The sequence below is a fragment of the Chloroflexota bacterium genome, from assembly GCA_020161265.1.
In the GTDB taxonomy this organism is placed as follows: domain Bacteria; phylum Chloroflexota; class Chloroflexia; order Chloroflexales; family Herpetosiphonaceae; genus Herpetosiphon.
In genome coordinates, this window is the sequence record JAIUOC010000008.1 from 61360 (window position 1) to 85314 (window position 23955).

General features: G+C 49.2%; 25 protein-coding genes. 9 read left to right on the top strand and 16 right to left on the bottom strand.

The features are described 5' to 3' along the window. Positions 1-52: 52 nt before the first annotated feature. From LCH85_17995 to LCH85_18005, 3 genes are all read right to left on the bottom strand, one after another. Complete coding sequence (locus LCH85_17995; GenBank protein MCA0353891.1) at positions 53-577, bottom strand: O-acetyl-ADP-ribose deacetylase; 525 nt, start codon at positions 575-577, stop codon at positions 53-55. Between the two features lie 283 nt (positions 578-860). Beyond that, entirely contained in the window at positions 861-2120 is a 1260-nt protein-coding gene (locus tag LCH85_18000) for a Glu/Leu/Phe/Val dehydrogenase (protein ID MCA0353892.1), read from the bottom strand. Positions 2121-2170: 50 nt separating this feature from the next. Next, the gene (locus LCH85_18005) at positions 2171-2848 is read right to left on the bottom strand and encodes a GNAT family N-acetyltransferase (protein MCA0353893.1); all 678 of its coding nucleotides are present in this window, start codon (positions 2846-2848) and stop codon (positions 2171-2173) included. 207 nt (positions 2849-3055) lie between these two features. On the opposite strand from LCH85_18005, the gene LCH85_18010 reads away from it, so the two are divergent. Together LCH85_18010 and LCH85_18015 are read left to right on the top strand one after the other, a co-directional pair. Next, a complete protein-coding gene (locus tag LCH85_18010; GenBank protein ID MCA0353894.1) occupies positions 3056-3232 on the top strand; it encodes a hypothetical protein in 177 nt (58 codons plus the stop codon). Between the two features lie 61 nt (positions 3233-3293). Continuing rightward, positions 3294-3470: a hypothetical protein gene (locus LCH85_18015; GenBank protein MCA0353895.1), complete on the top strand. Its 177-nt coding sequence runs from the start codon at positions 3294-3296 to the stop codon at positions 3468-3470. A gap of 42 nt (positions 3471-3512) precedes the next feature. On the opposite strand, the gene LCH85_18020 is transcribed toward LCH85_18015, so the two are convergent. Continuing rightward, positions 3513-4397, bottom strand: coding sequence for an MBL fold metallo-hydrolase (locus LCH85_18020; GenBank protein MCA0353896.1), 885 nt, complete (start codon positions 4395-4397; stop codon positions 3513-3515). A 31-nt stretch (positions 4398-4428) separates the two neighbouring features. Between LCH85_18020 and LCH85_18025 the strand changes: the two genes are divergently transcribed. Next, entirely contained in the window at positions 4429-4917 is a 489-nt protein-coding gene (locus tag LCH85_18025) for a hypothetical protein (GenBank protein ID MCA0353897.1), read from the top strand. Here LCH85_18025 and LCH85_18030 read toward each other — a convergent pair. Then, on the bottom strand, positions 4898-5326 hold the full coding sequence (locus LCH85_18030; GenBank protein ID MCA0353898.1) for an isoprenylcysteine carboxylmethyltransferase family protein: 429 nt from the start codon (positions 5324-5326) through the stop codon (positions 4898-4900). The two genes, LCH85_18025 and LCH85_18030, sit on opposite strands and share 20 nt — an antisense overlap. 58 nt (positions 5327-5384) lie before the next feature. Continuing rightward, complete coding sequence (locus LCH85_18035; protein MCA0353899.1) at positions 5385-6179, bottom strand: GNAT family N-acetyltransferase; 795 nt, start codon at positions 6177-6179, stop codon at positions 5385-5387. A gap of 102 nt (positions 6180-6281) precedes the next feature. Here LCH85_18035 and LCH85_18040 point away from each other — a divergent pair, with 102 nt between their 5' ends. Further along, positions 6282-7181 (top strand): DMT family transporter, encoded by a 900-nt coding sequence (locus tag LCH85_18040; GenBank protein MCA0353900.1) that lies wholly within the window; start codon positions 6282-6284, stop codon positions 7179-7181. Continuing rightward, the gene (locus LCH85_18045; GenBank protein ID MCA0353901.1) at positions 7168-7821 is read left to right on the top strand and encodes an HAD family phosphatase; all 654 of its coding nucleotides are present in this window, start codon (positions 7168-7170) and stop codon (positions 7819-7821) included. The genes LCH85_18040 and LCH85_18045 overlap by 14 nt, the downstream gene beginning before the upstream one ends. 35 nt (positions 7822-7856) lie before the next feature. Here LCH85_18045 and LCH85_18050 read toward each other — a convergent pair whose 3' ends face one another. Further along, positions 7857-9134 (bottom strand): HAMP domain-containing protein, encoded by a 1278-nt coding sequence (locus LCH85_18050; GenBank protein ID MCA0353902.1) that lies wholly within the window; start codon positions 9132-9134, stop codon positions 7857-7859. A gap of 29 nt (positions 9135-9163) precedes the next feature. Beyond that, entirely contained in the window at positions 9164-10153 is a 990-nt protein-coding gene (locus LCH85_18055) for an ABC transporter substrate-binding protein (protein MCA0353903.1), read from the bottom strand. Between the two features lie 228 nt (positions 10154-10381). Between LCH85_18055 and LCH85_18060 the strand changes: the two genes are divergently transcribed. Further along, on the top strand, positions 10382-10717 hold the full coding sequence (locus LCH85_18060) for a divalent-cation tolerance protein CutA (GenBank protein MCA0353904.1): 336 nt from the start codon (positions 10382-10384) through the stop codon (positions 10715-10717). Continuing rightward, the gene (locus LCH85_18065; protein MCA0353905.1) at positions 10717-11415 is read left to right on the top strand and encodes a response regulator transcription factor; all 699 of its coding nucleotides are present in this window, start codon (positions 10717-10719) and stop codon (positions 11413-11415) included. The genes LCH85_18060 and LCH85_18065 overlap by 1 nt, the downstream gene beginning before the upstream one ends. A gap of 52 nt (positions 11416-11467) precedes the next feature. On the opposite strand, the gene LCH85_18070 is transcribed toward LCH85_18065, so the two are convergent. The 7 genes from LCH85_18070 to LCH85_18100 form a co-directional block, all read right to left on the bottom strand. Beyond that, positions 11468-12388 (bottom strand): hypothetical protein, encoded by a 921-nt coding sequence (locus LCH85_18070; GenBank protein MCA0353906.1) that lies wholly within the window; start codon positions 12386-12388, stop codon positions 11468-11470. A gap of 156 nt (positions 12389-12544) precedes the next feature. Next, positions 12545-13183: an FMN-binding negative transcriptional regulator gene (locus LCH85_18075; protein ID MCA0353907.1), complete on the bottom strand. Its 639-nt coding sequence runs from the start codon at positions 13181-13183 to the stop codon at positions 12545-12547. Between the two features lie 2 nt (positions 13184-13185). Then, entirely contained in the window at positions 13186-13578 is a 393-nt protein-coding gene (locus tag LCH85_18080) for an SgcJ/EcaC family oxidoreductase (protein MCA0353908.1), read from the bottom strand. Positions 13579-13934: 356 nt separating this feature from the next. Further along, the gene (locus LCH85_18085; GenBank protein ID MCA0353909.1) at positions 13935-14606 is read right to left on the bottom strand and encodes an O-methyltransferase; all 672 of its coding nucleotides are present in this window, start codon (positions 14604-14606) and stop codon (positions 13935-13937) included. A 20-nt stretch (positions 14607-14626) separates the two neighbouring features. Beyond that, positions 14627-16903 (bottom strand): UvrD-helicase domain-containing protein, encoded by a 2277-nt coding sequence (locus LCH85_18090; GenBank protein ID MCA0353910.1) that lies wholly within the window; start codon positions 16901-16903, stop codon positions 14627-14629. 126 nt (positions 16904-17029) lie between these two features. Continuing rightward, a complete protein-coding gene (locus LCH85_18095) occupies positions 17030-18058 on the bottom strand; it encodes an ABC transporter permease subunit (GenBank protein MCA0353911.1) in 1029 nt (342 codons plus the stop codon). Further along, complete coding sequence (locus LCH85_18100; GenBank protein ID MCA0353912.1) at positions 18058-19020, bottom strand: ABC transporter permease; 963 nt, start codon at positions 19018-19020, stop codon at positions 18058-18060. Before LCH85_18100 ends, LCH85_18095 begins: the two co-directional genes overlap by 1 nt. Positions 19021-19659: 639 nt before the next feature. Here LCH85_18100 and aroH point away from each other — a divergent pair. Then, complete coding sequence (aroH, locus tag LCH85_18105) at positions 19660-20064, top strand: chorismate mutase (GenBank protein ID MCA0353913.1); 405 nt, start codon at positions 19660-19662, stop codon at positions 20062-20064. Positions 20065-20137: 73 nt separating this feature from the next. Beyond that, positions 20138-21163 carry a 3-deoxy-7-phosphoheptulonate synthase gene (gene aroF, locus LCH85_18110; GenBank protein ID MCA0353914.1) on the top strand — a complete coding sequence of 342 codons (1026 nt, stop codon included), beginning with the start codon at positions 20138-20140 and terminating at the stop codon, positions 21161-21163. Positions 21164-21295: 132 nt separating this feature from the next. Here aroF and LCH85_18115 read toward each other — a convergent pair whose 3' ends face one another. Then, positions 21296-23317: an RICIN domain-containing protein gene (locus LCH85_18115; GenBank protein MCA0353915.1), complete on the bottom strand. Its 2022-nt coding sequence runs from the start codon at positions 23315-23317 to the stop codon at positions 21296-21298. Between the last annotated feature and the right edge of the window lie 638 nt (positions 23318-23955).

Here is a 23955-nt window from a genome sequence, read left to right on the forward strand (position 1 = left end):
TTAAGCCTTATATAGCTATATACATCTAGTTTGAATCAATTGGATGCATGGGTCAGAGATTGGCTTGATACGTTTCCCACGCAGCACAATAGGCTTGATAAACTGTGGCTTCAAAACAGATCAAGCTGACTTTTTCGGGGATTGAATTGCTCGCAAGAAAGTTGGCAATCGTTTGGATCGCAAGCGGGGCAGCTAATTCGACCGGATAGCCATAAATTCCACAGCTAATCGCTGGAAAGGCCAGGGTTTCAAGTTGATGTTTAGCAGCAAGTTCGAGGCTCTGTTGATAGCAGCTGGTCAGTAATTCGGCTTCGTGTTTATTGCCACCCTGCCAAACTGGCCCAACTGTGTGGATGATTGAGCGCACTGGCAAGCGATAGCCTTTGGTGATTTTGGCTTGGCCAGTTTTGCAACCACCTAGTTGATCACATTCAGCCTGTAATTCGTCACCAGCTGCATGATGAATCGCCCCATCAACCCCACCACCTGCCAGCAACCACTCATTAGCAGCATTAACAATTGCTGCACCGACAAATTTGGTAATATCGCCGTGTAGAATTTCGATGCGTTGGTTCATTGGAAATTCCCTCTCAATTTAATGCTGATCCAAGAAGCGCACGAAGGATAGGAACCGCGAAGCGCGCGAAGGACACGAAGGTTAAGTTTTTGCCACGAATAATTATTTTTCGCCACAGATTATCACAGATTTGCTTGATTATAATCTTCTTAGCCAAAATCAATTACCGTTCATCCCTCTTTCTGCCTTTTGCCTTCTGCCTTTTGATTTCATCTTTCATCCTTCATCCTTAAATAAAAAGCCCCTCGCCCATGTGCATGGACGAGGGGCTGAACAGCCTTGCTTATGGATAAATCCCGCGGATTTGGGTTGCTTCAGCGACCCGTGCCACCGCGACCATATAGCCGCCCATGCGCATTGAAACTTTGTGCTTGAGGGTTTGGGCCAACACCGATTCAAAACTGTGCTGCATAATCCGCTCAAGCTTGTTGTTGATTTCTTCTTCAGTCCAGAAGAATTCTTGCAAGCCTTGAACCCATTCAAAGTATGAAACGGTCACACCACCAGCATTGGCCAAGATATCGGGCACAACAAAGATGCCTTTTTCAAACAAGATATCATCAGCTTCGGGAGTAGTTGGGCCGTTCGCGCCTTCGACCAGCAATTTACAGTGAATTCGGCCTGCATTTTCCTCGGTAATTTGGTTTTCCAAGGCACATGGAGCCAAAATATCACATTCAATTTCAAGCAACTCGCTATTGCTGACCCGCTCGATGCCTTCGGCTTGGTAGCCTTCCAGCGAACGATGTTGCTTGGTATAGGCAATCATTTCGGGGATGTTCAAGCCACGACGGTTGTAGTAGCCACCAGAAACATCGCTAACTGCAATCACTTTGCTGCCCATGCGCTGCATCATATCGGCGGTAACACTACCCACGTTGCCAAAGCCTTGAATCACCACGGTTGCGCCTTCGATGCGCAAGCCAAGATGTTTGGCGGCCTCGCGGGCAACAATGCTAACCCCGCGTCCAGTTGCTTCGACCCGCCCAAGCGAGCCACCAACTTCAACCGGCTTACCAGTGATCACAGCTGGCACGGTGTAGCCACGATGCATCGAGATTGTATCCATAAACCAAGCCATCACTTGGCCGTTGGTCCCAACATCGGGAGCAGGAATATCTTTTTCAGCGCCAACCAAAATGCTAATTTCAGTTGCAAAACGCCGGGTCAATCGCTCTAATTCACTTTGCGATAGTTTCGTTGGGTCTACAATGACCCCACCTTTTGCGCCGCCATAAGGAATATTAACCAGCGCACATTTCCAGGTCATCCACATCGCGAGAGCACGAACTTCATCGATATCGACTGCTGGGTGATAGCGAATCCCGCCTTTGGCTGGACCACGTGAAACATTGTGTTGGACGCGATAACCGCTAAACACTTGAATCTCACCATTGTCCATTTTGACTGGGAAATTGACGCTTAATTCGCGTTGAGGGACGCGCAGAACTCGACGCAAGCTGTGGTCGAGATTCAGCTTTTCAGCAGCGAGATCGAATTGACGCTGAGCATTCTCGAATGCGTTGCGATGAGAGTCAGCCATTGACTTGTTCCTTTCTAATTGATCGCCTTTGATCAAAAGAGGCCTCTTGGTTATGCAGAAGTCTCTCTAAGATTATACGACATATAAATCCAACGGCGTTCACCGAGAAACAGGGCGTTCCACCATGAGCGGCGCACCTGACCCTCGCTAAAGCCCAAATTACGGTATAACGCTCGCGCACTGTGGTTGGAGGCACTCACGTACAGCCCTAGGCGTTTTTTGCCAAGCTCACGGGCTAGCGTCATGCTATGCCGCATCATTGCTTGGGCAATGCCTCGCCGACGATAGTGTTCGGCAACCGCCACATCGCTAATAAAACCTTCATCCCGCCCAATCCGATGGTCGATTTGGGAAAGCGCATGAACGGCGCGAAACGCACCCCAAGCACCAAGTTCGCGCAAAAATGCTTGCTCAACCAACCCAACATCGTCTGGACGCATCTCGACGGTGCGCAGCGTAATTGTGCCGACAAGTTCGCCGCCAGCTAACATGACGTACATTCCTTGTAGGCTACTTGGCCCTTGCATTTGATGCGATTGATGTAATGCCGCCACGCCACGTTGGATGCCGCGTTTGCCAAAAGCCGAGCTAAATTTATCGGCAAAGGCCAGTGCCTGCAATTGCAACATTGGCGCGAGATCATCCATTATGGCTGGCCGAATCATCAAAGCCAAGTCACCCAACTGAAAAGGCACCGTTGCACGGATTTGCGGTGATGGTACAATCATTGATATTTTCCAAACAAAAAAACCGTGCAACCTGCACGGATGATTGGAGCGTACCACAATCAACGTTGATCCGGCACGTTAGCTAGGCGCATTCTACACCCGCTCGGATCACCCGTCAAGCACTATTAGTCGGGTGCGCGAGGTAGGCGCGGGTGAGCTTCACGGCCTAGCAGGCTAATCGACCGGAATACTTTAGGAGGATTGTGTATGTCACTGTTTTGGATTGGTTGTTTCGTGATTTTGGGCTTACTCAGCATTAGCGGTTTGATTTTGCTGTTGCTCAAACTCGGCGTGATTGTGCAAAAAGCTGGCGAACCCCCACATATCGATCATGGCAATTATTCGATGGATCAAGGTCGCGAGGTCAAGGCCGAGGATCAATAATTAACTAACAGCGTACTGAAAAATCTCAGTACGCTGTTTCTTTAACGACGGAGCATAACTCATGCCAATCATCATCGCTATTTTAGGCATGCTTGGCTTAATTGGGCTGGCAAAGGCTATTTCAAAATTATGGCAACGGATCAGCGTGCTGATTCAAAAAGCCAAAGAACCACCACATATCGATCAGTTAGATTATTCGATCAATGACGTACATGAGATCAAATCTGAGCAAGGGTGAGTTGGGTTGAACGTGCTGGAGCAATTACAGCACGTTCGGCATTTAATAGATTGATTGAACCTCAGGCAGCGCCAAACCTGCCAAAAAAGCTTGCATTATATCGTGATGATCGTCAGTTAGTGGTGTCGTAAGTTGCTGACCAATTTGGGCCAAAATTGCCTCAGGATGCGGGCCAACTTGGCTAACGATTGTGCCAATGTGGCGTAATAACTGAGCTTCGGCCTCAAATTCAGCACGGGTTAACGGCTGCTCATGATGGCTAGCACAATAATAATCAGCAGGCAAGCCCAACAAGCGCTCCAACAAAGGGAAAAGTTGGCTGGTGGTTAAGCGTCTTGCTCCATGATACAAGTCGTCGTAGATGCAATCGCCCAAAAAGACCACCGCTTGGCTTGGCAGATAAACAATCATTGAATCGTGAGCGTGATCGCCACCAACCACGATTAATTCAGCAACACAATTGCCCAAATCAAGCGTTAATTGTTGTTCGATGGTGGTGGTTGCTGCGACAACCTGCAACTGGCTACGATCAGCCAACTCGGCCTTAATCATATCGCGGCAAAAGGCAATTTCTAAACCATCAGCCACTCGCTGATCCAAAGCTACATCACTCCAGTCGAGCGTCGCCAGCACCTGCAAAATACGGTTGGTTTCTTGCGAGGCATAGCTTGGCAGGTCAAGGGTCGCTGCACCAAACACATGATCCCAATGCCAATGGGTCAGGGCAAGGCAGGTTGGTTGCGGCAAGGCTCGGGCCTGAATTGCCTTACGCAATAATCCAACATGGGCAGGCGAATTGCCTGAATCAATTAATAAACATTCACGATCGCCAACTACCAGGCCCAACATCGGGCGATCGGTGCGACTATCAGCAGGCAACCAAAAAATTCGTTCGGTCAAAGGCTGGAGTTGATCAAGGGCATGCATTGAAATTCCTTCTCCCACTAAGGAGGCTACCATGGGTTCTTCGCAAACTTCTGGGCGGTTGGTAGTAGTTATTATTAGCTCAATTGTTCTGTATCTGATCTTCAATATTGGTTCGATTTTCTTAATTGATCCGCGCAAATACCCAACTTTGCTGATCGTCGTGACCGTGCTCGGTGTTGTGGGCTTTGGAATAGGAATTTACTTGGCGACACGCTGGGCACTCAAGCCATCGCGTTATCGCGAAGCCGAGAAAATTGGCCAACTGATACAAGGTCGCATCGTGGATTGCACGCCAACGGGCTGGAAACACAAACGTTCTCGCGGCTTTTCGACTGGAATTACTGGACATGAATATCGGCTTATTCTTGAGATTAACCAGCCCAATCAGCCCAACCTCCAAGCAACGATCTATAGCTATTTTGGAATCGATAAAACTCCGCGTAAAGGCCAATATTTGAGCCTCAAGCAGCACCCACAGCACCCAGAAGTAGTCGTGCTAGCTACACCAACCACGGAATGAAACGCTTGCTGCGTTGTTGATAAGCGGCATAATGTGCAAAGCGTTGATTGAGCAATTGCTCCTCGTAACGGGCTTTGAGCCATAAATCGATCAATAAAATTGCCAATACCAACCAGCGCCAAAGCCGTGGCTCAACCATCACCCACGCCAAGCTACAAACCGCCAATGCAGTGTACATTGGGTGACGAATCCAGCGATAGGGACCATGGACGGTTAATTGGGCGTTACTCAGCAGTTCGGGCATAATCGAGAGATTGTTGAGGCGCATGCTGATCAGCGCCCAAATGCCTAAGCCAACACCTAAACCAAACACCACCAACCAAAGCATTGAAACCTTCTGCAATGGTGTGCTGATCGCCAACAAACCTAAACAGATGAATTGTAAGGCTACATAGATTTTCGAACGCATACATGCTCCTGCGTTAGCAACCCAAGGCAAACGATAATAGTTCAATTTTAGGCCTAAATTAAACCATTCGCTGTTGCAACAAGACCTCGCTATAATCGGCAACCCAGCCAAACCCCAAAGCTTGATAGGTGTTAATTGCCGCTTGATTGGCACAATGCACATTCAAGCCAATGTGATTAATGTCGTGGCGCAGGCTTTGGCAAAGCTTGGCGGTTACTTGCTTGGCTAGCCCTTGGCCACGATAGGTCGGATGGGTCGTAATATTGCCTAAGGCTGCCACACGATAGTTTGGCGAATAAACATGAATACCCGCAATGCTGATTAATTGATTATCACGCCAAATCCCGTAGCAACAACCTGTTTCGAGCATGCGTGGGTCGAAGGCATTGTCAGGATAAGCCTCGGTATACAATTGATTAATCGCTGGCAAATCGGCTGGGTGCAATTGCATTACAGCTTGATCGATTACTACCTGATCAAGCTTACTGAAATCCTGCAAAATCATTTTTTGATGCAGGCCATGATCCTCAATCTGGTAACGATCAGCCAAACCCTCGGCAATCCCAGGCGAAAAATGGCAATAGATCTTGGCTGGCAGCAATGGGCGCAAGGCATCGCGCAACTGAGCCGAATAATGCTGTTGCTGATCATCAAACATCAACCAAATTGGGGTGTTATGGCCAAGATAGATTAACGCAAGCTGTAATAATTCACCTGCTTGCTCAAGCCCATACCAAACCGTCGATGGCCAGAAAAAGCGATCTAAATCGCCAATTTGATAAATATTGAGATCAGCATTGCGGCTAAGCCACGCTGCAATTCGCTCTGGTTCGTGCAAAGAAATTAAACGCATTTCAACCACCTCAAGCTAGTTCAATCAATCGCCCAATTATAGGCCAGCAAAATCTCCGTATACTATGAACACGATCTGATTCTAGCCTGAAAGGGTGCTGCAATGAAGCGCTGGCAAAGCGATGGGATTCTTTTGTTGATTGTGATGCTTTGGGGCAGCACATTTTTTGTGGTTCGCGATGCCACTGATCATTGGCCACCGTTGGCCTTTGTGACTTTACGCTTTGGCTTGGCAACCTTGGCCCTGCTGCCATGGGCAATTAAGTCGTTCAGTCAGTGGACTCGCACCGATTGGCAAGCAGGTTTGATTACTGGTGGCTTGCTATGTGTTGGCTATATCACCCAAACCATTGGCATTAGTATGACCACCGCCTCACGGGCTGGATTCGTTACCGGTTTAAACGTGATTTTTGTGCCGCTGATGGGCGCAGTGCTGTGGCGAACGAAAGTCAGCGCCAAAGTTTGGGCTGGGGTTGTGTTGGCGGTGGCTGGTTTATATGTGCTTTCGATTGACCCTGCGGCTCAAGCTGGCGCTGAGCCTGTTTCGCTGTGGGGCGATTTCTTGGTGTTTATCTGTGCAGTGACCTTTGCTGGCCATATTTTGGCGATTGGCCATTGGACCAAACAGGCCTCGCCAATTGCCATGAACTTGATTCAAGTGGCGGTGGTGGCAGTCGTTGCGGGCATTGGCAGTCTGTTATTTGAAACTGTACCCGCCTTGCCCGCCGATGTTTTTTGGGCTGGAGCCTATTTGGGCATCATTTGTACAGCGGTGTTACTGGCGATTCAGATTATCGTGCAGCGCTATGCCTCGCCAACCCGCACCGCCCTGATTTTCGTGCTGGAGCCAGTCTTTGCGGCACTGTTTGCCTCGACCTTTGGCAACGAAACCATTTCATCAACCTTTGTTTGGGGTGGCCTATTAATGATGATCGGCATTGTAATTGCTGAATTGCCACCACTAGCGATGTTTAAAAAGCAGGAGCCGAATGAAACAGTTTGAGGCGATTTTATTTGATTGCGATGGCGTATTGGTCGATAGTGAGCCGGTCAGTATGCGAGCATTGGATGTTTTTCTGGCGCGTTATGGCAAAACATGTGCACCCGACTGGGGTCATCGTATGGTTGGTCGGCGAGCTTATGATAATGCCAAAATGTTGGTTGAGAGCTTCGATTTGCCCTTGAGCATCGAGCAAACGATTGCCGAGCATCGCCAATTGATTTTTGAACTGGTTGAGCACGAAGCCGAAGCCATGCCTTATGCAGATCAGATCATTCGTTGGCTCAATCAACAGCAATTCCCGATTGCGGTTGCAACCTCGTCGCCGCGCCCATACTTGAACATGGTGTTGCGAAAATTTGGCTGGGATGCTTGTTTTGGGGCGACGGTAACGGGTGAAGAAGTTGCCAACGGTAAACCAGCGCCTGATATTTTTCTGCGGGCCGCCGAATTGTTGGGAGCCAGCGCTCAGGCCAGCCTTGTGCTGGAAGATGCGCCGCAAGGAGTACAAGCAGGTTTGGCAGCGGGAGCAACCGTTTATGCAGTGCCCAATAGCGTCACTAAATATCTAGAATTTCCGGCAGCGGTGCGCCAATATGCCAGTTTGGCCGAGGTTTTGGCCGAACTACAAGCTCATGCCTAATCGGCTAAGCCAGAACGCCGTTGTTCTGGCTTAGCCTAGTGATTAAGCACCCGATCAATGCCACTTTGCAAACTGCTACAGGTGGCAATATCGCCAAGATCAATCCCCATCCCAACGATGGTTTGGGCCACATCGGGGCGCACACCAACTAACATCAAACGACAACCAAGCAAATGCGCTGCACGCAGTAGGTGTAGCAAGCTTTGGCCAACTTGGGTATCGATCACTGGCACAGCGGTAATATCGAGCAACAAATATTTGGCCCGCCGTTCTTGAATTGCTTCCAAGGCGCGAGCTTGGGCCTGTTGAATTCGTTGTTGATCCAATGCGCCGACCAAGGGCATAACCAACGCGTGGCTGGTTAATGGCAAAATTGGCGTGCTCATTTCAGCAATCACTTGGGCTTGCTGCTGAATCATGAACAATTGGTGCTCGATTTGGCTACGGGCGGCTTCGGCTTCTTCACGGGCGGTTTGCGCAACAACATATTCATTGGCCAAATCGTTGGTATTTTGCTCAAGCGTTTGAGCCATTTCATCGAAGCTGCGACCCAGCATGCCAATTTCATCGTTCAGTCGCAGCCCTGCTCGGGCCGAAAGATCGCCACTGGCTAGGCGTTCAGCGCTGGTTTGTAATTTCTGAATTGGCTTGATCAACCACCGTGGGAAGCGCCACGAGGTCAATAATGCCAGCAGCACAATCACGCTAGAAATAATCGTTAAGCGCATAATCGCTTGCTGCCCCGCTAAATCCAGCTCGGCACTACTGGCCTGTGAAGCATGATTTTTGACTTCGGCCAGATCATAGGATTGGTCGGTTAAGATCTGAATGTTGTTTTGAGCAGCCTCGAAGGTTTTAACAGCAGCTTGGGTATCATTAATTGAGCCTTCGTTAACCGCAATTTCCACGCTGCTGAAACCACGCACATAATCGCGCCAAGCTTCACGCCAAGCCTGAGCTTGAGCTTGATCAAGTTCGCTGCCAGCAGCATCTTCAAATTCTTTAATGGCTTTGCCTAGCTCAAAACTGGCCGCATGCCACTGCTGCAATGGTTCGTCTTGAGCTGTAATATCGCCAGCATTGAGCAAAAAATCCTTTTCGTAGCGCCGGCATTGCAAGGCATGGATTGAAATTTCGCTGGCCAAAATGCTCATTGACCGATCATTTGCTGCGGCGCGTGAAGTGCGGCGAATCGATTGCAGGGTAAAAAAAGCCAACAGCGCGACGGCCAACACCAACACGCTCAGGCTGCCAAGCGCCAAAAATAAACGCTGACGAAAACCCATTGTTTTGAACAAACCAAAAGCTTGCATGAACCATACCTCAGCCAATTCTCAACCGACTAATAACGCCGTTTAGGCAAATCTTGGGCGGCAGTTGCTTGGCGAAAAATTCCTTCGTTCGATTTAACCCAGCGTTCAAATGGCTCGCCGTTGACGATTTTCAGGGCAGTTTCAAAAAATTGTGGCCCAAGCAACGGATTACATTCAACCGTTACATTCAAATCGCCAGCAATCATGGCTTTGAAGGCATCTTCAACGGCATCGATCGAGACAATTTTGACCTCGACCCCTGGTTTGATGCCTAATTCTTTGAGCAATTCGATCGCACCCAAGGCCATATCATCGTTGTGAGCATAAATCGCATCAAAATCAGTGCCATATTGTTTGATTAAGCCTTGCAAAACGGTTTTACCTTGAGCACGGGTAAAATCGCCACTTTTTGAGACCAAAACCTGCATTTCAGGATATTTTTTCAAACAATTATGAAAGCCAGTTTTGCGATCGCGGGCAGGAGCCGAGCCAACTGTACCTTCTAGCTCAATAATTGTGCCTTTTTGATTGAGCAACTGCGCCATTTCTTCGCAAGCTCGTTCGCCTTCTAGCACAAAATCCGAGCCAATAAAAGCAGTAATTAATTCATCAGGCACGTTGGCCGTGCGATCAACCACAATAATTGGAATTCCAGCAGCTTTGGCTTCAGCAAACACCTCATCCCATCCATCGGCAACAATTGGCGAAACCCCAATCAGATCAACTTTTTGAGTGATGAACGAACGAATCGCATTAATTTGGTTGATTTGTTCCTGTTGGGCATCGGCAAAGCGTAAGTCAATACCCAAATCTTGGGCACTTTCTTGGATCGAGAGGGTATTGGCGGTGCGCCAGCGGCTTTCAGCGCCAATTTGCGAATAGCCAATCACCAAATCGGCATAGGTTTTTGAGGTTTTACTCGTAGTTACCGGTTGGTTGGTTTGGCTTGAGCCACAAGCCACCAAACTCAACAAAGTTACCAAAATCAATAAACGTTTGATCAATGCATGCTGTGACATAGGGTACGCTCCGATGGACGCTATGTACACTCACTCTCATGTGATGCTGCGTTGGCGATCCTAACACAGCCAATTCGCCCGACTCAATAGGCTAAATCGCTAAACTCTCTAGGTATAGCCTTCTATGCTATGGGGGATTAACAAGTGGTAACAGCTTAACCCTCTTGCAGATCGATGGCTTTAAGGTAGAGTAAACGCAGCAATCGGTTATATCGATCTGGAGGAGCTATGTCGGATACAGCCCATGTTGTTTTGATCAGCACCAGCAATGCTGATGAGGCCCGCACGTTGGCCCGCGCCTTGGTTACTGAACGGCTGGCCGCCAGTGTCAATATTTTGCCCCAAGTTACCTCGATTTATCATTGGGATGGAATGCTCAAGGAAGAGCCTGAAATCTTGTTGATTGTGCGCACCAGAGCCGATGCCTTGGGCAGTTTGATCGAGCGCGTCGAACAATTGCACTCCTATTCGCTGCCCGAAATTATTGCTTTGCCAATTGTTGATGGCTCGCAACGCTTTTTAAACTGGATTTTGAGCGAAGTCATGACCAATGAGGATGCCTAATGCAACGTATTTTAATTGTTGATGATGAACCAAGTGTGGTCGATGTGGTGCGCTCGCGCTTCGAGCGCGAAGGCTTTGCCGTGGGCGAAACCGGCTCAGGCGAAGATGCTTTAGTACGCTTGCGCAACGAAACCTATGATCTGTTAATTTTGGATATTGGCTTGCCTGGGATCGATGGCTTTGGCGTGTTGCGCCAAATGCGAGCCGAGGGTTTTGAGCAACCAGTGATTATGCTAACTGCCCGTGCCGATGAGGTTGATCGGGTCGTCGGTTTGGAACTAGGCGCTGATGATTATGTGGTCAAGCCATTTTCCCCGCGTGAACTAGTGGCCAGAGTACGTGCATTATTGCGGCGTACTGCCGAGGCTAGCCGTTTGCGCCAACAAATTGGTGATTCCGCCCCAACCTCAAGTGGTTTGCAGCTTGATAATGCTCGTCGTCGCGCCACCTTCCGCGATGTCCAACTCACCTTGCGTCCCAAAGAATTCGATTTATTGGCGTATTTGGCTTCGCACCCAGGCCAAGTATTTACCCGCGAAGTGCTGCTAGGCCAAGTTTGGGGCTATGATGAATATGTTGATGCCCGCACCGTCGATGTGCATATTCGGCGCTTACGCTCTAAATTAAGCGAGATCGATGCTGAATCGAATTTGATTCAGACTGAGTGGGGCATTGGCTATCGCTTTATCGAAGGCTAGGATTTTTTCAACCCCTCTCTCGTAGCATTTGAGAGAGGGGTTTTTCATGCAATTAGGGCTGGCAATAGTCGGCATTTTGGGTAACGCTCTCAACTTTGACTGTGGTTTTGGCCCAAACCACAAATTCGCTCAAACCAACTTCACTAGCCTGATTGCCCCAATCGTAGGTGTAGCCTAGACGTGTCCAAGGGTAGCCATTTTTGGGATCATACGAGAGGCTGCGTTGGAGATTGAACCAATCGCGGCTAAATTCATAATCTTGTTGCGATGGGAAGGCGCTTGGCTCGGGCATTTCGAGTTGGGCAATATTATCGGTAATTTCAGGGTCAGGGCTGGGTCGAAAAAGATCTGCAGCTGGAACCCACAAGTGCACTATCCGATTTTTGCCATTGTTAGCAGGCAAGCCCAGCAATTGCTCCAAACGCAAGGTTAATGGTACATCACTCGTTGGTAGATAGGCTTTGCAGAAGTTTTGCATTTCGGGCACGGCAGTCACCCAAGTTTCGCGGGTGGTCGTGGTTTCTTGACCCACCAAATTATCATAGCCATTCCACGAAGTCCAGGTGGCCACCAACACGCGGCCTGTTGCTTCATCCCACACGAGGTTGCTATTGCTGGGATCGATGATCGTCAGCTTATCTGAAATTTCGCTGGGTTCGGCAATTTCGGCATCGCTGACCGCCGCTCGAAAACGCCGTTCGAGTTCGGCTTGCTCTGGGGTAAAGGTGGCAGTTGGCGAGGCCTCAGTGGTTGCAGTCGCAGCAGGCGGATTGGTCGCGGCAACGGTTGGCTCGCTGGTAGCAACTGGAACCTCGGTTGGTGCGGTTGTGGCGGTGGCAGTTGGTGGTGGCACAGTTGCCAAGGCAATCGTGCGATCCTCGGTTGTGCTTGTGCCGCAGGCCGCCAAGATTGGCAGAATCAAGCTAATTGCTTGAAATTTCGCCCAGCGGCGTGCCCATAAACGTTGAGCCATGTGCATACTCCTTCCTAAAACAAGAATCCCAAATCAATTGACCCAAGTGCGAGAACGCAGAGGGTCAATCCAACAAGAGCATATCGAGCTGCTGGGTAGCTGCAAGGAAGGGTCTAACAATCCACAGCATCTTACATTGGCTAGTATACAGGGCTGTCAAGATGATTGGCGTTGTTTGATCAGCTCAATCATGGCGGCGGCATTTGGCTCTGAGCTAGCCGCTAAACCTATGATTACGCCTTGTTGGTTGGCCTGCGGCTGATTTTGGCTAACTTTCCATTTGCCAAGCAAACGAGTAATTGGAATGGCGATGCCGACAATTGCTTTGAGCAGGGCTTCGGTATAGTCGTGTGGTGCATCAGCGACCTGCCACTGATGCTCAAAACTGGCTTCGTTGTGGTTGGTCAGCTGCTCAAGCTGTTGGCGCAACCATTGTGGGTCGTCGATCACTTGCAAAGGGCCATAGGCGTGAGCCACAGCATAATTCCAAGTTGGCACAACTTTGCCAGTTTGGGCTTTGCTAGCATACCAACTCGGCGTGATATAGCTATCAGTTCCATGAAAAATTGCCAAAACTTCTTGTTGCGGATTATGCTCCTGCCACATACGATTGGCTCGGGCCACATGCCCATACAGTGTGCCAAATTCGCCCGCTTGAGGGTCGAGATATAACGGAATATGATTGGCATTGATGCCTTCAGCGCCAATCGTAATAATCGTCGCCAAAGGTTGGCGCTGGATTAATTCATGCAATACTTCGGGATTTGGCTCGGCAAAATGTTTGGGAATATACATAATTATGCCTCTTTCAATGTTTGGAGCATATTGGCATCGCGCAGTAACAGCCAGCCATGGGCATGTTTTTGCCATAACGAAAAGCTATCGCCAGCTCGCACAATCGGCGGTTTGCCATGCGGCGGCTGAATCTGCACTTGTAGCTGATTCCAGCAGGTCGCCCATTTACCATTAAGCTTAATTTCTTGAATTTCAAAATCGATTTTGAGTTCGAATTGACTCAAGCCAGCTGAGGCTGCTGCAAAGGCTGCTTTACCGCGCAGTGGTGCTTGACCAGCTACCAAAAAAATCACATCATCATCCAAAAGCGCCAAAATTTTACTCACCTCACCAGCTTCGGTCGCCTGAATCCAAGTTGTGACCAATTCACGCAGTACCATCTGATCATCAAGCATCGCATCCTCCTTGATCAAGCCAATTATGCCAATGAAACTCAACTGATTGTACCGCCCAACGACTGAACATTGCAGCGTTAAACAATTTGCACTAAGATCGAGTTTTGTACCTCCAACCCAGATTTCTATGATCACCACCCCTCCGCCCCGCCTCAAGGCGGGGAACGCAGGGTGTTTCATCCCCCTGCACCCCCTAAATGACAATAAATGGAGAAATATAGAATCATAATCAAGTAGAAATTAATTATTTTTAGCCAGTAACCATGCGAGATTGATTATGTCATCGAATTATGCTTAAACAAGTAAGCCAGTTGAAGCTAATCAACTGGCTTGAATCACGGTTGGATTAACTAATTTTAGAGCTGTTGCACAATCGCAATTGCAAAGCCATCGTAGCCTTTGCTGCCAACAGTTTGCAGGGCTGTGGCGGTCAGCTTGGGGTTCGAGGCTAAATCATCAAACAACTGGCGGGTTCCTTGAATCGCTGGGTCAGGATTACTAGGATCGGTGACTGCACCGTTGCGCACCACATTATCGCCAATAATTACCGTGCCAACATGGGCAAATTTGAGTGCCCACGCCAAATAGTGCGGGTTATTGGGCTTATCGGCATCAATAAAAATCAGATCGAATGGCTCAAGCTTTTCTTCGGCCAACTGAGCTAGACTATCGAGCGCTGCCCCAACCCGTACCTCAACTTTTTGGCTCAAGCCAGCTTTGTCGATATTGGCTGTGGCAACCTCGGCGTGATGCGGCTCATATTCCAAGGTAATCAATTTGCCATCGGCAGGTAAAGCGCGAGCCAACCAAATTGAGCTATATCCGCCCAGCGTGCCAATCTCCAAAATACGCTTAGCCCCACACATCAGCGCAAATAGATACAGCAATTTGCCTTGATTAGGCGCAACATTGATTGGTGGTAAACCAGCTTCAGCACTGGCTTGCAACGCTGCATCCAAGGCTGGATCAGCTTGTACCAATCGATCGGAAATATACTGATCAACCGCATCCCATGTTGTTTGATTCATCGTATCCTCCTAAACCACAGCTAAACCCGTTCGAGCTTGGCGAAGGCGGCGAGCAGCTTTTTCACGCCTTTGCCTGGAAACGCCACCGTCACTTCTTCGTCATCGCCGACCATTTTGCTACTGACCACTACGCCCTCGCCGAAATTGGCATGACGCACTTTATCGCCAGCGCTATAACTGGCGGCGCTTGGCTCACGTTCGGGGCGTTTTGGTCGCACTGGACCACTCGCGCCGCTCCACATGCTGCTGGTGCTTGGTTGCGTGCCCCGCGTGCGTTGCGGCGTGCTGCTTTGCCATTGGCTTGCGGCATGGACTGGCATTTGTTTGACTTCACGGGTGGGCGTGCGCTGAAGCAAATCTTTGGGAATATCGCCCAAAAAGCGCGAAGGAATCGTGATATCGGTGCGGCCCCAAGTTGCTCGTTTGAAAGCATAGAGCATGTACAACCGTTGTTTGGCGCGGGTTGTACCAACATACAGCAAACGGCGTTCTTCCTCGATGCTTTCGGGGTCGTCAACTGAGCGTCCGTGCGGCAACAAGCCTTCTTCTAAGCCCGCCAAAAATACCACTGGATACTCTAAACCTTTGGCTTGATGCAGGGTAATCAAGGTTACGCCAGGTTCGCGCTCTTTATTGGAATCAAGGCTATCAACATCGCTCACCAAGGCAACTTCTTCTAAAAAGCGTGGCAATTGATCTTCAGTGGGCAAGGCCAGATATTCCATACTGACGTTTTGCAATTCGAGAATATTTTCCCAACGCTCAGCGCCTTCTTCCTCGCCATATTCGGCCACCAGCAACTCTTGCAAGGGCACACGCTCAAGCAAGCGCTGAATCAACTCGCCGAGCATCAAATCGTAGCGCAGATCACGGAGGCTTGCCACCAATTTTTGAAATTGCTCGACAGCGTTGCGTGCTCGCCCGCTGATCGGCGGATTTTGAGCTTCGTTGGTAACGAGCAGTTCGAGGGCATCCCAAATTGAAATATCAAGATTGCGTGCCCATTGTAATAGCTCTTGCTGAGTGCGATCGCCGATGCTTCGACCTGGCACGTTGATCACCCGTAGCAAACTAACTTCATCGTGGGGATTATGGATAATGCGCAGGTAGGCCACAATATCTTTAATTTCTTTGCGTTCGTAGAAGCGCGTGCCGCCGACCAATCGATAGCGCAGGTTGCGGCTGATCATAGCTTCTTCAAAGGCGCGGGATTGGGCGTTGGTGCGATACATCACGGCAAAATCATCGAGCGAACGACCTTCACGACCCCGAATGCGCATAATTTCATCGGCCACCCAACGCGCTTCCTCGTTGTGATCATAGGCCTCGACCAACGAAACCAACTCGCCATCCTGCTGATCAGTCCAGATTTTGGTGGTATGGCGACGATCATAGGCTGCATCGATGATCGATTGGGCCACATCAAGAATTGGTTGGGTGGAACGGTAATTTTGCTCCAGTGGAATAATTTGGACATCGGGATGCGCCTCTTCAAATTCGCGCACATTCGCCAACCGCGCTCCACGCCAAGCATAAATTGATTGCTGAATATCGCCGATCAAAAAGTAGTTGTTATGGCCAGCACCCACCTGATTGATCAACGAAAATTGCACTCGATTGGTATCTTGCACTTCATCAACCATCACATGCACATAGCGCTCGGCATATCGCGCCAGCACATCGGGATGATATTCAAATAAATTAACGGTTTTGAGCAGCAAATCATCAAAATCGAGGGCATTATTGGCCAGCAATTGTTTTTCGTAGCGCTCATAACAGCGCAGCACAATTTCATCAAAATAGCTGCTAACGCTGCGAGCAAACTCGGCTACGCCGATCATCTCGTTTTTGGCAGCGGAGATACGAGCATGAATTGAACGCGGATTATATTGCTTCTCGCTTAAATCCAATTCGCGTAAAATCTGCTTCATTACCCGTTGCTGATCATCGGCATCGTAAACCACAAAATCGTTGGCGCGTTGCAGATGCTGAATATCGCGGCGCAACCAACGGGCACAAATTGAGTGGAATGTACCCATCATCACATCGTGAGCACGACTTTCGCCAATCAAATTTCCAAGCCGTTCGCGCATTTCGCGGGCAGCCTTATTGGTAAAGGTGACGGCTAAAATGTTATAAGGGCGTACCCCAACTTCGTTAATTAAATAGGCAATCCGATGAGTCAGCACGCGGGTCTTGCCCGAGCCTGGGCCAGCCAGCACCAACACTGGCCCATGAATCGCTTGGACTGCGCGTTGTTGTTGGGCATTCAACCCAATCAGCAGCGGGTGAGTCATTGATCTAGTCCTTATGTGACGGTCGATAACCGTGATGTTTAGTATATTGCTCTCTCTATTGTACCCGTTCCGGCGCTGAAGTGGAACAGGTGAGCGACACGAAAAAATGATTGACTATAGCAGAGTTCAGGTTAATTGTTTGAGTTCAGGTTTTGTGTTTTTGCGTTGCAACAGGTTGCGCCAACTCCAGCGGCGAGGCCGTGTAATATCCAACGAGCGGCGCAAGCCTTCGCTGGTCAGGGTAAAACCAACCAACAGCAATACCATCAAAAGCCCAGCAAAAATTGAAACCCACGGCGCACGACTATATTGGCCAAAAAAGTCTGAAAGCATCTGCCCAAGCTCAGGCTGACCAGCTTTTTGCTTGACAATATCGGGTAAAGGGCTATCGGTGGTTTTATCAGTGTAAATATAGCTGCCGCCGATGTAATAGCCCAAATAGCCAAGCTCAGCCACAATCAAGGTGACGGCGGTTAATTCGCTGGCAAGCAACATTGGCAGCAACGGCCAAACCTGAGGCAAAATATAGCGCCGCGTAATTTGCCAGCGATTCAAACCAATTGCCTGAGCGCTTTCCAAATAGGGCGCATGCAAAATCTTTTGCACATAGCCCTGCACCACGCTGGCACTATTAACCCAGCCAGTCATACACAAAGCAACAATAAACGCCGTTAAACCTGCATTATTGGCAGTGATCGGCCTAACCCCTTGATAGACAATTACCGCACTGCCGCCAGTCCAAATCAAATAACCCAAGGCTACAATCAAAATTGGCAAGGCGCTGGTGATGGTGGTAATTGTATCCAACCAGCTTGCCACGCGTGGCCCTAAAAAGCCAACCACCCCGCCAACTACCAGTCCAAGCAGTAAGCGTACCGCCGCAATAATGACACAGAGCACTAAAGTTGGTCGAACCGCCCATAACAGCCGACTCAACAAATCGCGGCTAATATCATCAAAGCCCAAAGGATATTCGGGATGGCTGAAGGGGGGCAAGGCTTGCATCGGCGGGCCGCCATAGAGTTGGCCTTGATAACGAAAAGCGCGATGTTCCTCGGCTGGATCATGGGGAGCAAGGCTAGGGCCGAAGATCGCAATCAGCAGCATCAAGCCAACAATGCTTAAACCAAAGGTCAATGGCAGATTTTTAAACATTAGCCTCTCCCTGCACTAGCTTGCCGCCCAAGCGGGTTGATCCATAAGCTCAGCATCGAGGCTAGTAAATCGACCAAAATCAAAATTGCGCCAGTCATGGCCAGCAGCAAAGCCAAAATTAATGGGTTGAAAAAAGTAATTGAGCGCGAATTGGTAAGGGTATTGAATAGCATCCAGCCTGTACCGCGCCAATCGAACAACGCTTCAACCAAAATTAAGCTGCCAACGACCATCTGTAGGCCACGGCCCAAACTAGCAAATACCGCCGGCGCAACATTGGGAATTGCATGGCGACGGACAATTGTGCGCCAACGCAAGCCTTTACTTTTGGCAACTCGCACATAATCTTGCTGAAACTCATGTTCAAGTAAGCTTGCACCAATCGAGGCAATATAAAATGCCGGACGCAAAGCCAAGGTTAATGCTGGCAAAATCAGATGTTTGGAGGTGCTATAGCCTTGGACTGGCAAGAGCAATTGGTTCGTCCAGCCAGCTCGTTTGGCATAGAGCAAACCCAAAACTAACAGTGTGCCCAAGAAAAAACCAGGTATCGCATTGCCCAAAGTAAAGATTGTGACCATTGTCGGCGAGACTCGCCCAGTGCGCGGCGAAATTGCCAATAAGCACATCCCCAAACCTAAAACGATCGTTGCAAGAAATGCCACGCCTAACAATTGCGCCGAACGTACAACAAAATCATCGATATATTCAGCGACTTTTGTCCGTTCAATCCGCCCAAGATCGCCATCGATCATGGCGCTAAGCACACCACGATAGTGAGTCATAAACGGACGATCATCGAACTCATACGATACATCAAATCCATTGCCTGTTTGAGTTGACACTTCCTTGGGTGGATAAAAAAAGCCCTGCTGACGATAGGCATACCACGCCCCTAAAAAGTGTAATGTCGGCACTAACACGATCAACAACGCAAGTTTGCGAAGCAAGAGTCGGCTCATAGTTCTAATCTCCAATTGGCCCTGAGGAATGAGCGTTGAGGTGTTATGTATATTACTCATTCGCTTAACGAAAGGTTCAGCCTTACGACTGAGCTTGGCGCAATTGGCCATGAGCCTATATATGTAGCAAAGAACATAGAGCAAAGAACATAGAGCATAGGGGTCAGGGATCAGGGGCTAGGGGTCAGGCACGAGGGTTTAACCCAGAGGCGCAGAGTTTGTGAGGGATCAGTTGTCAGGGATAAAGGGCCAGCCTCGCACAACCAAGCTGAACCCTGACCCCTAGCCCCTGATCCCTCGCCCTTCGTATCCTTCGTGGATCAAAACTGAACCCTAATCCCTAATCCCTGATCCCTCGTAAGATTGTTAAGTTTGTTGCTTAAATTAGTACTTGACGAAATAGCAAGCCATGTGGTATGCTCCGGCCAATCGTAATTGACACAAGGTTTTGTCAGCCATGCAATCTTTCAACAGCTTCAACTCATATGCATTCTTTAGCAGCTATTTTTATTACTTTAGCTGCCATATTGAGTTGTCGCTGCCTACGAAGGATTAGACACACCTTACTGATTTTGGAAATACCCTTCGGCGCGGAGCGACAAGCTCCGCGCTTTTTGTTGTGCTTCACTGGAGGATGCTATGCTCGTTTGTCGTGGAGTTCGCGGTGCAACGGTGGCGGTGGAAAATAGTTCAGAGGCCGTATTGGCAGCAACCAGCGAGTTGTTGTTGGCCATGGTTCAAGCCAACGAGATTGATCTTGACGATGTTGCTTGTGTCTTTTTCACCACGTCATCCAACCTCAACGCGCAATTCCCAGCTTTGGCTGCCCGTCAGCTAGGCTGGAACGACTTGGCCATGCTGTGTGCACACGAAATGGATGTTCCTGGCAGTTTATCACTGTGTATTCGGGTGCTGATTTTGTGGAACACCAGCCGCAAACCCAGCGAGATCATACATTGCTATCTTGGCGATGCCGCCAAATTGCGCCCCGAGCGCGCTCAATCAACAGCGTTGTTGAACCTGCCCACCTGGCAACCTGCCTAAACTTGGCTGCCATTCGTTCGCGACGGTATTTGGTATTGGTACTTAGGGTTTGTCAATTTGGAGGCATTTGACCATGATCGTTGTAATGAAGTCCCACGCTGATCTGACCGACCGTGACGCTGTTTTGGCTCGCTTAGCCGAAAATAATCTCAAAGGCCATTTATCTGAAGGTGAGGAACGGATTGTGATTGGTGTCGTAGGCGCAAAAATTCCGGCGGGCTTAGAAGAACAGTTGCAATCAATGAGCGGTGTTCAAACCACACTCCGCATCACCCGCCCCTACAAATTGGCTGGCCGTGAGTTCCAACAACACAATACGGTCATTCGGGTTGGCGATTTGGAGATTGGCGGCGGCACACCAGTGATCATGGCTGGGCCATGTTCAGTCGAAAGTGCTGATCAATTGTTACGCACAGCTCACGCGGTCAAGGAAGCCGGAGCCAACATTCTGCGCGGTGGCGCATTCAAACCCCGCACATCACCGTATGCTTTCCGTGGGTTGGGCGAAGAAGGCTTGAAAATTTTGGCTCAAGCGCGGGAAGAAACTGGTTTGCCAATCATTACCGAAGCTCTGAATACCCGTGATGTTGAATTAGTCGCCCGTTACACCGATATCATCCAACTTGGCGCTCGTAATATGCAAAATTTCGCGCTCTTGGAAGAAGCAGGCCAAACTGGCAAGCCAATCATGGTCAAGCGTGGCCCATCGGCTACCGTCGAAGAATGGTTGTTAGCGGCTGAATATATCCTTGCCACTGGCAATCGCAACGTTATTCTGTGCGAACGCGGTATTCGCACCTACGAAACTGCCACTCGTAACACCCTCGATTTAAATGCCGTGGCAGTTGCCAAGCGCCGCACTCACTTGCCAGTTATTGCCGACCCCAGCCATGGCACTGGCAAATGGTACTTGGTGCAACCAATGGCCTTGGCAGGCTTGGCCGCTGGCGCAGATGGTCTGATGATCGAAGTTCACCATGACCCCGACCGCGCTTCCTCAGACGGCCCTCAATCACTCAACCACCTCAACTTTGCCCAATTGATGCAACAAGTCCGTCGCCTAATCGCTGCCCTAGAGCCAGAATTAGCAGTCGCATAACACAGGGGAAATTTAACCACGAAGAGCACGAAGGGTACAAATGTTGGGTTAGTTGAACACTTGAGTTTTATAAAAGCACAATAATCCAAGTAATTAATCTTTGTGCTCTTCGTGTCCTTCGTGGTTAAAAAATTAATTCGTCAGTTTGAAGCGTTGGGCATTGCTACTATTCCATGTCCATTGCTGAATGTTGGCGTTGTCGGCGCTGCTACCACCAGCCACATCAACCACTTTGCCCGTTGCTCGATTGACAAAGCGCATAAAGCCATCGTCGAGCAGTTCAAGTCGCCATTGTTGGCTCGGGTTACTCACCGCTGTCCAGAGGTGAATATTGGCTCCATCGGCGCTTGAATCGCCCGAAACTGAGAGCATTTTGCCGCTGCTGGGGTGGCGCAGCTTGTAATAGCCATTATCGCTATGTTGAAATTGCCATTGCTGGGCGAGGCCAGTGTAGCAAGGCCATTGCAAAATATTCGTGCCATCAGCACTATTATTATTGGCAACATCAATACATTTATTGCTATTTTTGTTGGCGATTCGCAGTGTGCCCACAGGCTGAATCCGCCATTGTTGGTCGGGATTGCCCAGCCAAGGCCATTGGTGAGTCGCAGCCCCAGCATCCACCGAACCATAGACGATCGAGAGATATTTGCTACTGTTACGGTTGGCAATCCGCAGCCAACCATCGCTGACGGTTTGGAAATTCCATTGCTGATTCGATTGATTGTTGCCGCACGACCACTGATGGGCGATCCCACCATCGGCAGTGCTCCACGCCGCCAGATCTAAACATTTGCCAGTTGCTTTTGAAACTAATTGATAATAGCCACTTTCGGCCAAGCGTAGTTCCCACTGTTGCGCCGTCGCGTTATTACAGGTCCATTGCTGAACTTTCGTGCCATCGGCGGCATTCGCCCCAGCAACATCCAAACATAGCCCACTACTGCGATTGATCAGATTAAAGGATGCAGCATTGGTTGGTGGCGGTGGTGGTGGGGTAGGAGTTGGCGGATTATCACCACCCGGCAAGGCGCGATAAACCAATAACAAACGTTCGTTGCGATTGCGATAGGCGGTTGCTACCAAGCCAAACGTGCCGTTGCCCCAATTGGTCACATGGCTACCATCGCCAAAGGCTCGCCATTTGCCATCAGCACCCTGTTGATAGCTCAAGCCGCCCCAATATTCCATGCCTGTTGGCCGTTGAATCCACAACTCTACTTTGTACAGTTGTTGGGCGGTTACGCTCGGCTGCAAATTAAGATCAACAAATTCGTTGCCATGCGAAATGCCAGCCCAGACTTGACCATTATCACTTTCGTCGATTTTGAAGCCGCCAGTATAGATTTTGCGTTTGCTGCCGCCTGGCGCATCGGCTTCCCAATCTTCGACATCGCGCACATGCTGGCCCTTCAAGCCCCAATAAATATGAGTATTGCGATTGTCGTAATGTTTATATTTGGCAGTGAGCACGCCTGCCGAACGCGGCAAATAGGTGTTGCCAGCATAATAATCCTCATCGCCAGGAAACATCACATCGGTAACAGCCACAATATCGTTGGTGGTGTTGATGGCGGTCAGGCTTTGGTTGGCATCCCAGGTTTGTTGGGCGGCAGCAGGCGTTTTGGGCACGCGCACCTTGCCATCGGCCTGAATATAAAAACCAGTAGTATTGCGCTGCAACGTCCAGCCACAACAGGGCGTGCTAGCATTCCATGGCCCCAATTGATAGCCAGGCATGGTCTGATACGGCGCATACAAACCACCATTGGTCTGCACCAACGCCCGCATATCGTACTCGCTGTTGATCGCCCACCCGCGATTTTTGTTGCCAGTTGACCACAACACGCCGCTGGTAATATTGGGCACATTTGGCAAACTATAATCACTATTGACCAAATAATAGCTGCCCATATCGCTGTACGAATGGGTCATACTGGGAACATATTCGTTTGCAACATTACTTTGCACCGCGTAATTAATGCCTTCAAACGTGACGCTGCCATAGCTGCGGGTGGTGTAGCCCTCAGCATTGACCGCAACTGGCTCGGCAGCACGGGTAGGCTGAGTCAACATCACCCCAACCAACAGACTACTCAGACAACTTAGCACCAGCCCCCAACGCCAATGACGATGATTGAAGCCGATCATCATAACTCCTTTTTATTAAAATTATTTAATCAATCATAGGCTGGAGCAGCTACTTATTTCAATGACCAAAAGAAGCTAGATTTAGCTGTGAGGCGAACGAGAAGTATAAGAATGGCAAAATTGAGGCTGTTAGATGGGCAAAATGGCATAATCGCCACTTGCAGATTTTGCGCAGAATGGCTAAACTTGGGGGAGATAGATTGTGGGTTCAATCAGCTTTAGTGGGCAACCGCGCCTGATCACTCCAGTACCCGCCCACCACATGCATCCTTCAAGCAGCGACATCCTATTTGAGCCAAATGCACGTATATGCTTACACCTTGATGTTTGGTGGCGTAGCTTTTGCTCAAGCAGCCAACAAGCTAATCAAGCAAGCATCAATTGAACATTCAAGCAGCATTGTTGATTGTAATTAATTATGTATATTTTTATCAAAACCTGCTTTATTTTAAACTTAAATGCAGATCTTGATTAATTATAATCATATTAATCACATTAAATTATATTGCAGCACTTAATTGCGGTGAAAATACAAAAATCACCGATTAGGCATTCATTGAGGCAGAAAAATAGATTAGAGACGCAGATTTAGGATGGATGCACGCTATACGTTAGAATCAATTAGTCTGGATGCATACTGA

Coding starts and splice junctions, on each gene's coding strand:
- LCH85_18025 (MCA0353897.1), top strand. CDS start 4,429: ATGGGTTCTTCGCAAACTTCTGGGCGGTTGGTAGTAGTTATTATTAGC.
- LCH85_18010 (MCA0353894.1), top strand. CDS start 3,056: ATGTCACTGTTTTGGATTGGTTGTTTCGTGATTTTGGGCTTACTCAGC.
- LCH85_18090 (MCA0353910.1), bottom strand. CDS start 16,903: ATGACTCACCCGCTGCTGATTGGGTTGAATGCCCAACAACAACGCGCA.
- LCH85_18115 (MCA0353915.1), bottom strand. CDS start 23,317: ATGATGATCGGCTTCAATCATCGTCATTGGCGTTGGGGGCTGGTGCTA.
- LCH85_18015 (MCA0353895.1), top strand. CDS start 3,294: ATGCCAATCATCATCGCTATTTTAGGCATGCTTGGCTTAATTGGGCTG.
- LCH85_18065 (MCA0353905.1), top strand. CDS start 10,717: ATGCAACGTATTTTAATTGTTGATGATGAACCAAGTGTGGTCGATGTG.
- aroH (MCA0353913.1), top strand. CDS start 19,660: ATGCTCGTTTGTCGTGGAGTTCGCGGTGCAACGGTGGCGGTGGAAAAT.
- LCH85_18000 (MCA0353892.1), bottom strand. CDS start 2,120: ATGGCTGACTCTCATCGCAACGCATTCGAGAATGCTCAGCGTCAATTC.
- LCH85_18070 (MCA0353906.1), bottom strand. CDS start 12,388: ATGGCTCAACGTTTATGGGCACGCCGCTGGGCGAAATTTCAAGCAATT.
- LCH85_18085 (MCA0353909.1), bottom strand. CDS start 14,606: ATGAATCAAACAACATGGGATGCGGTTGATCAGTATATTTCCGATCGA.
- LCH85_18035 (MCA0353899.1), bottom strand. CDS start 6,179: ATGCGTTTAATTTCTTTGCACGAACCAGAGCGAATTGCAGCGTGGCTT.
- LCH85_18080 (MCA0353908.1), bottom strand. CDS start 13,578: ATGCTTGATGATCAGATGGTACTGCGTGAATTGGTCACAACTTGGATT.
- LCH85_18040 (MCA0353900.1), top strand. CDS start 6,282: ATGAAGCGCTGGCAAAGCGATGGGATTCTTTTGTTGATTGTGATGCTT.
- LCH85_18055 (MCA0353903.1), bottom strand. CDS start 10,153: ATGTCACAGCATGCATTGATCAAACGTTTATTGATTTTGGTAACTTTG.
- aroF (MCA0353914.1), top strand. CDS start 20,138: ATGATCGTTGTAATGAAGTCCCACGCTGATCTGACCGACCGTGACGCT.
- LCH85_18050 (MCA0353902.1), bottom strand. CDS start 9,134: ATGCAAGCTTTTGGTTTGTTCAAAACAATGGGTTTTCGTCAGCGTTTA.
- LCH85_18020 (MCA0353896.1), bottom strand. CDS start 4,397: ATGCATGCCCTTGATCAACTCCAGCCTTTGACCGAACGAATTTTTTGG.
- LCH85_18045 (MCA0353901.1), top strand. CDS start 7,168: ATGAAACAGTTTGAGGCGATTTTATTTGATTGCGATGGCGTATTGGTC.
- LCH85_18100 (MCA0353912.1), bottom strand. CDS start 19,020: ATGAGCCGACTCTTGCTTCGCAAACTTGCGTTGTTGATCGTGTTAGTG.
- LCH85_18030 (MCA0353898.1), bottom strand. CDS start 5,326: ATGCGTTCGAAAATCTATGTAGCCTTACAATTCATCTGTTTAGGTTTG.
- LCH85_18095 (MCA0353911.1), bottom strand. CDS start 18,058: ATGTTTAAAAATCTGCCATTGACCTTTGGTTTAAGCATTGTTGGCTTG.
- LCH85_18005 (MCA0353893.1), bottom strand. CDS start 2,848: ATGATTGTACCATCACCGCAAATCCGTGCAACGGTGCCTTTTCAGTTG.
- LCH85_17995 (MCA0353891.1), bottom strand. CDS start 577: ATGAACCAACGCATCGAAATTCTACACGGCGATATTACCAAATTTGTC.
- LCH85_18060 (MCA0353904.1), top strand. CDS start 10,382: ATGTCGGATACAGCCCATGTTGTTTTGATCAGCACCAGCAATGCTGAT.
- LCH85_18075 (MCA0353907.1), bottom strand. CDS start 13,183: ATGTATATTCCCAAACATTTTGCCGAGCCAAATCCCGAAGTATTGCAT.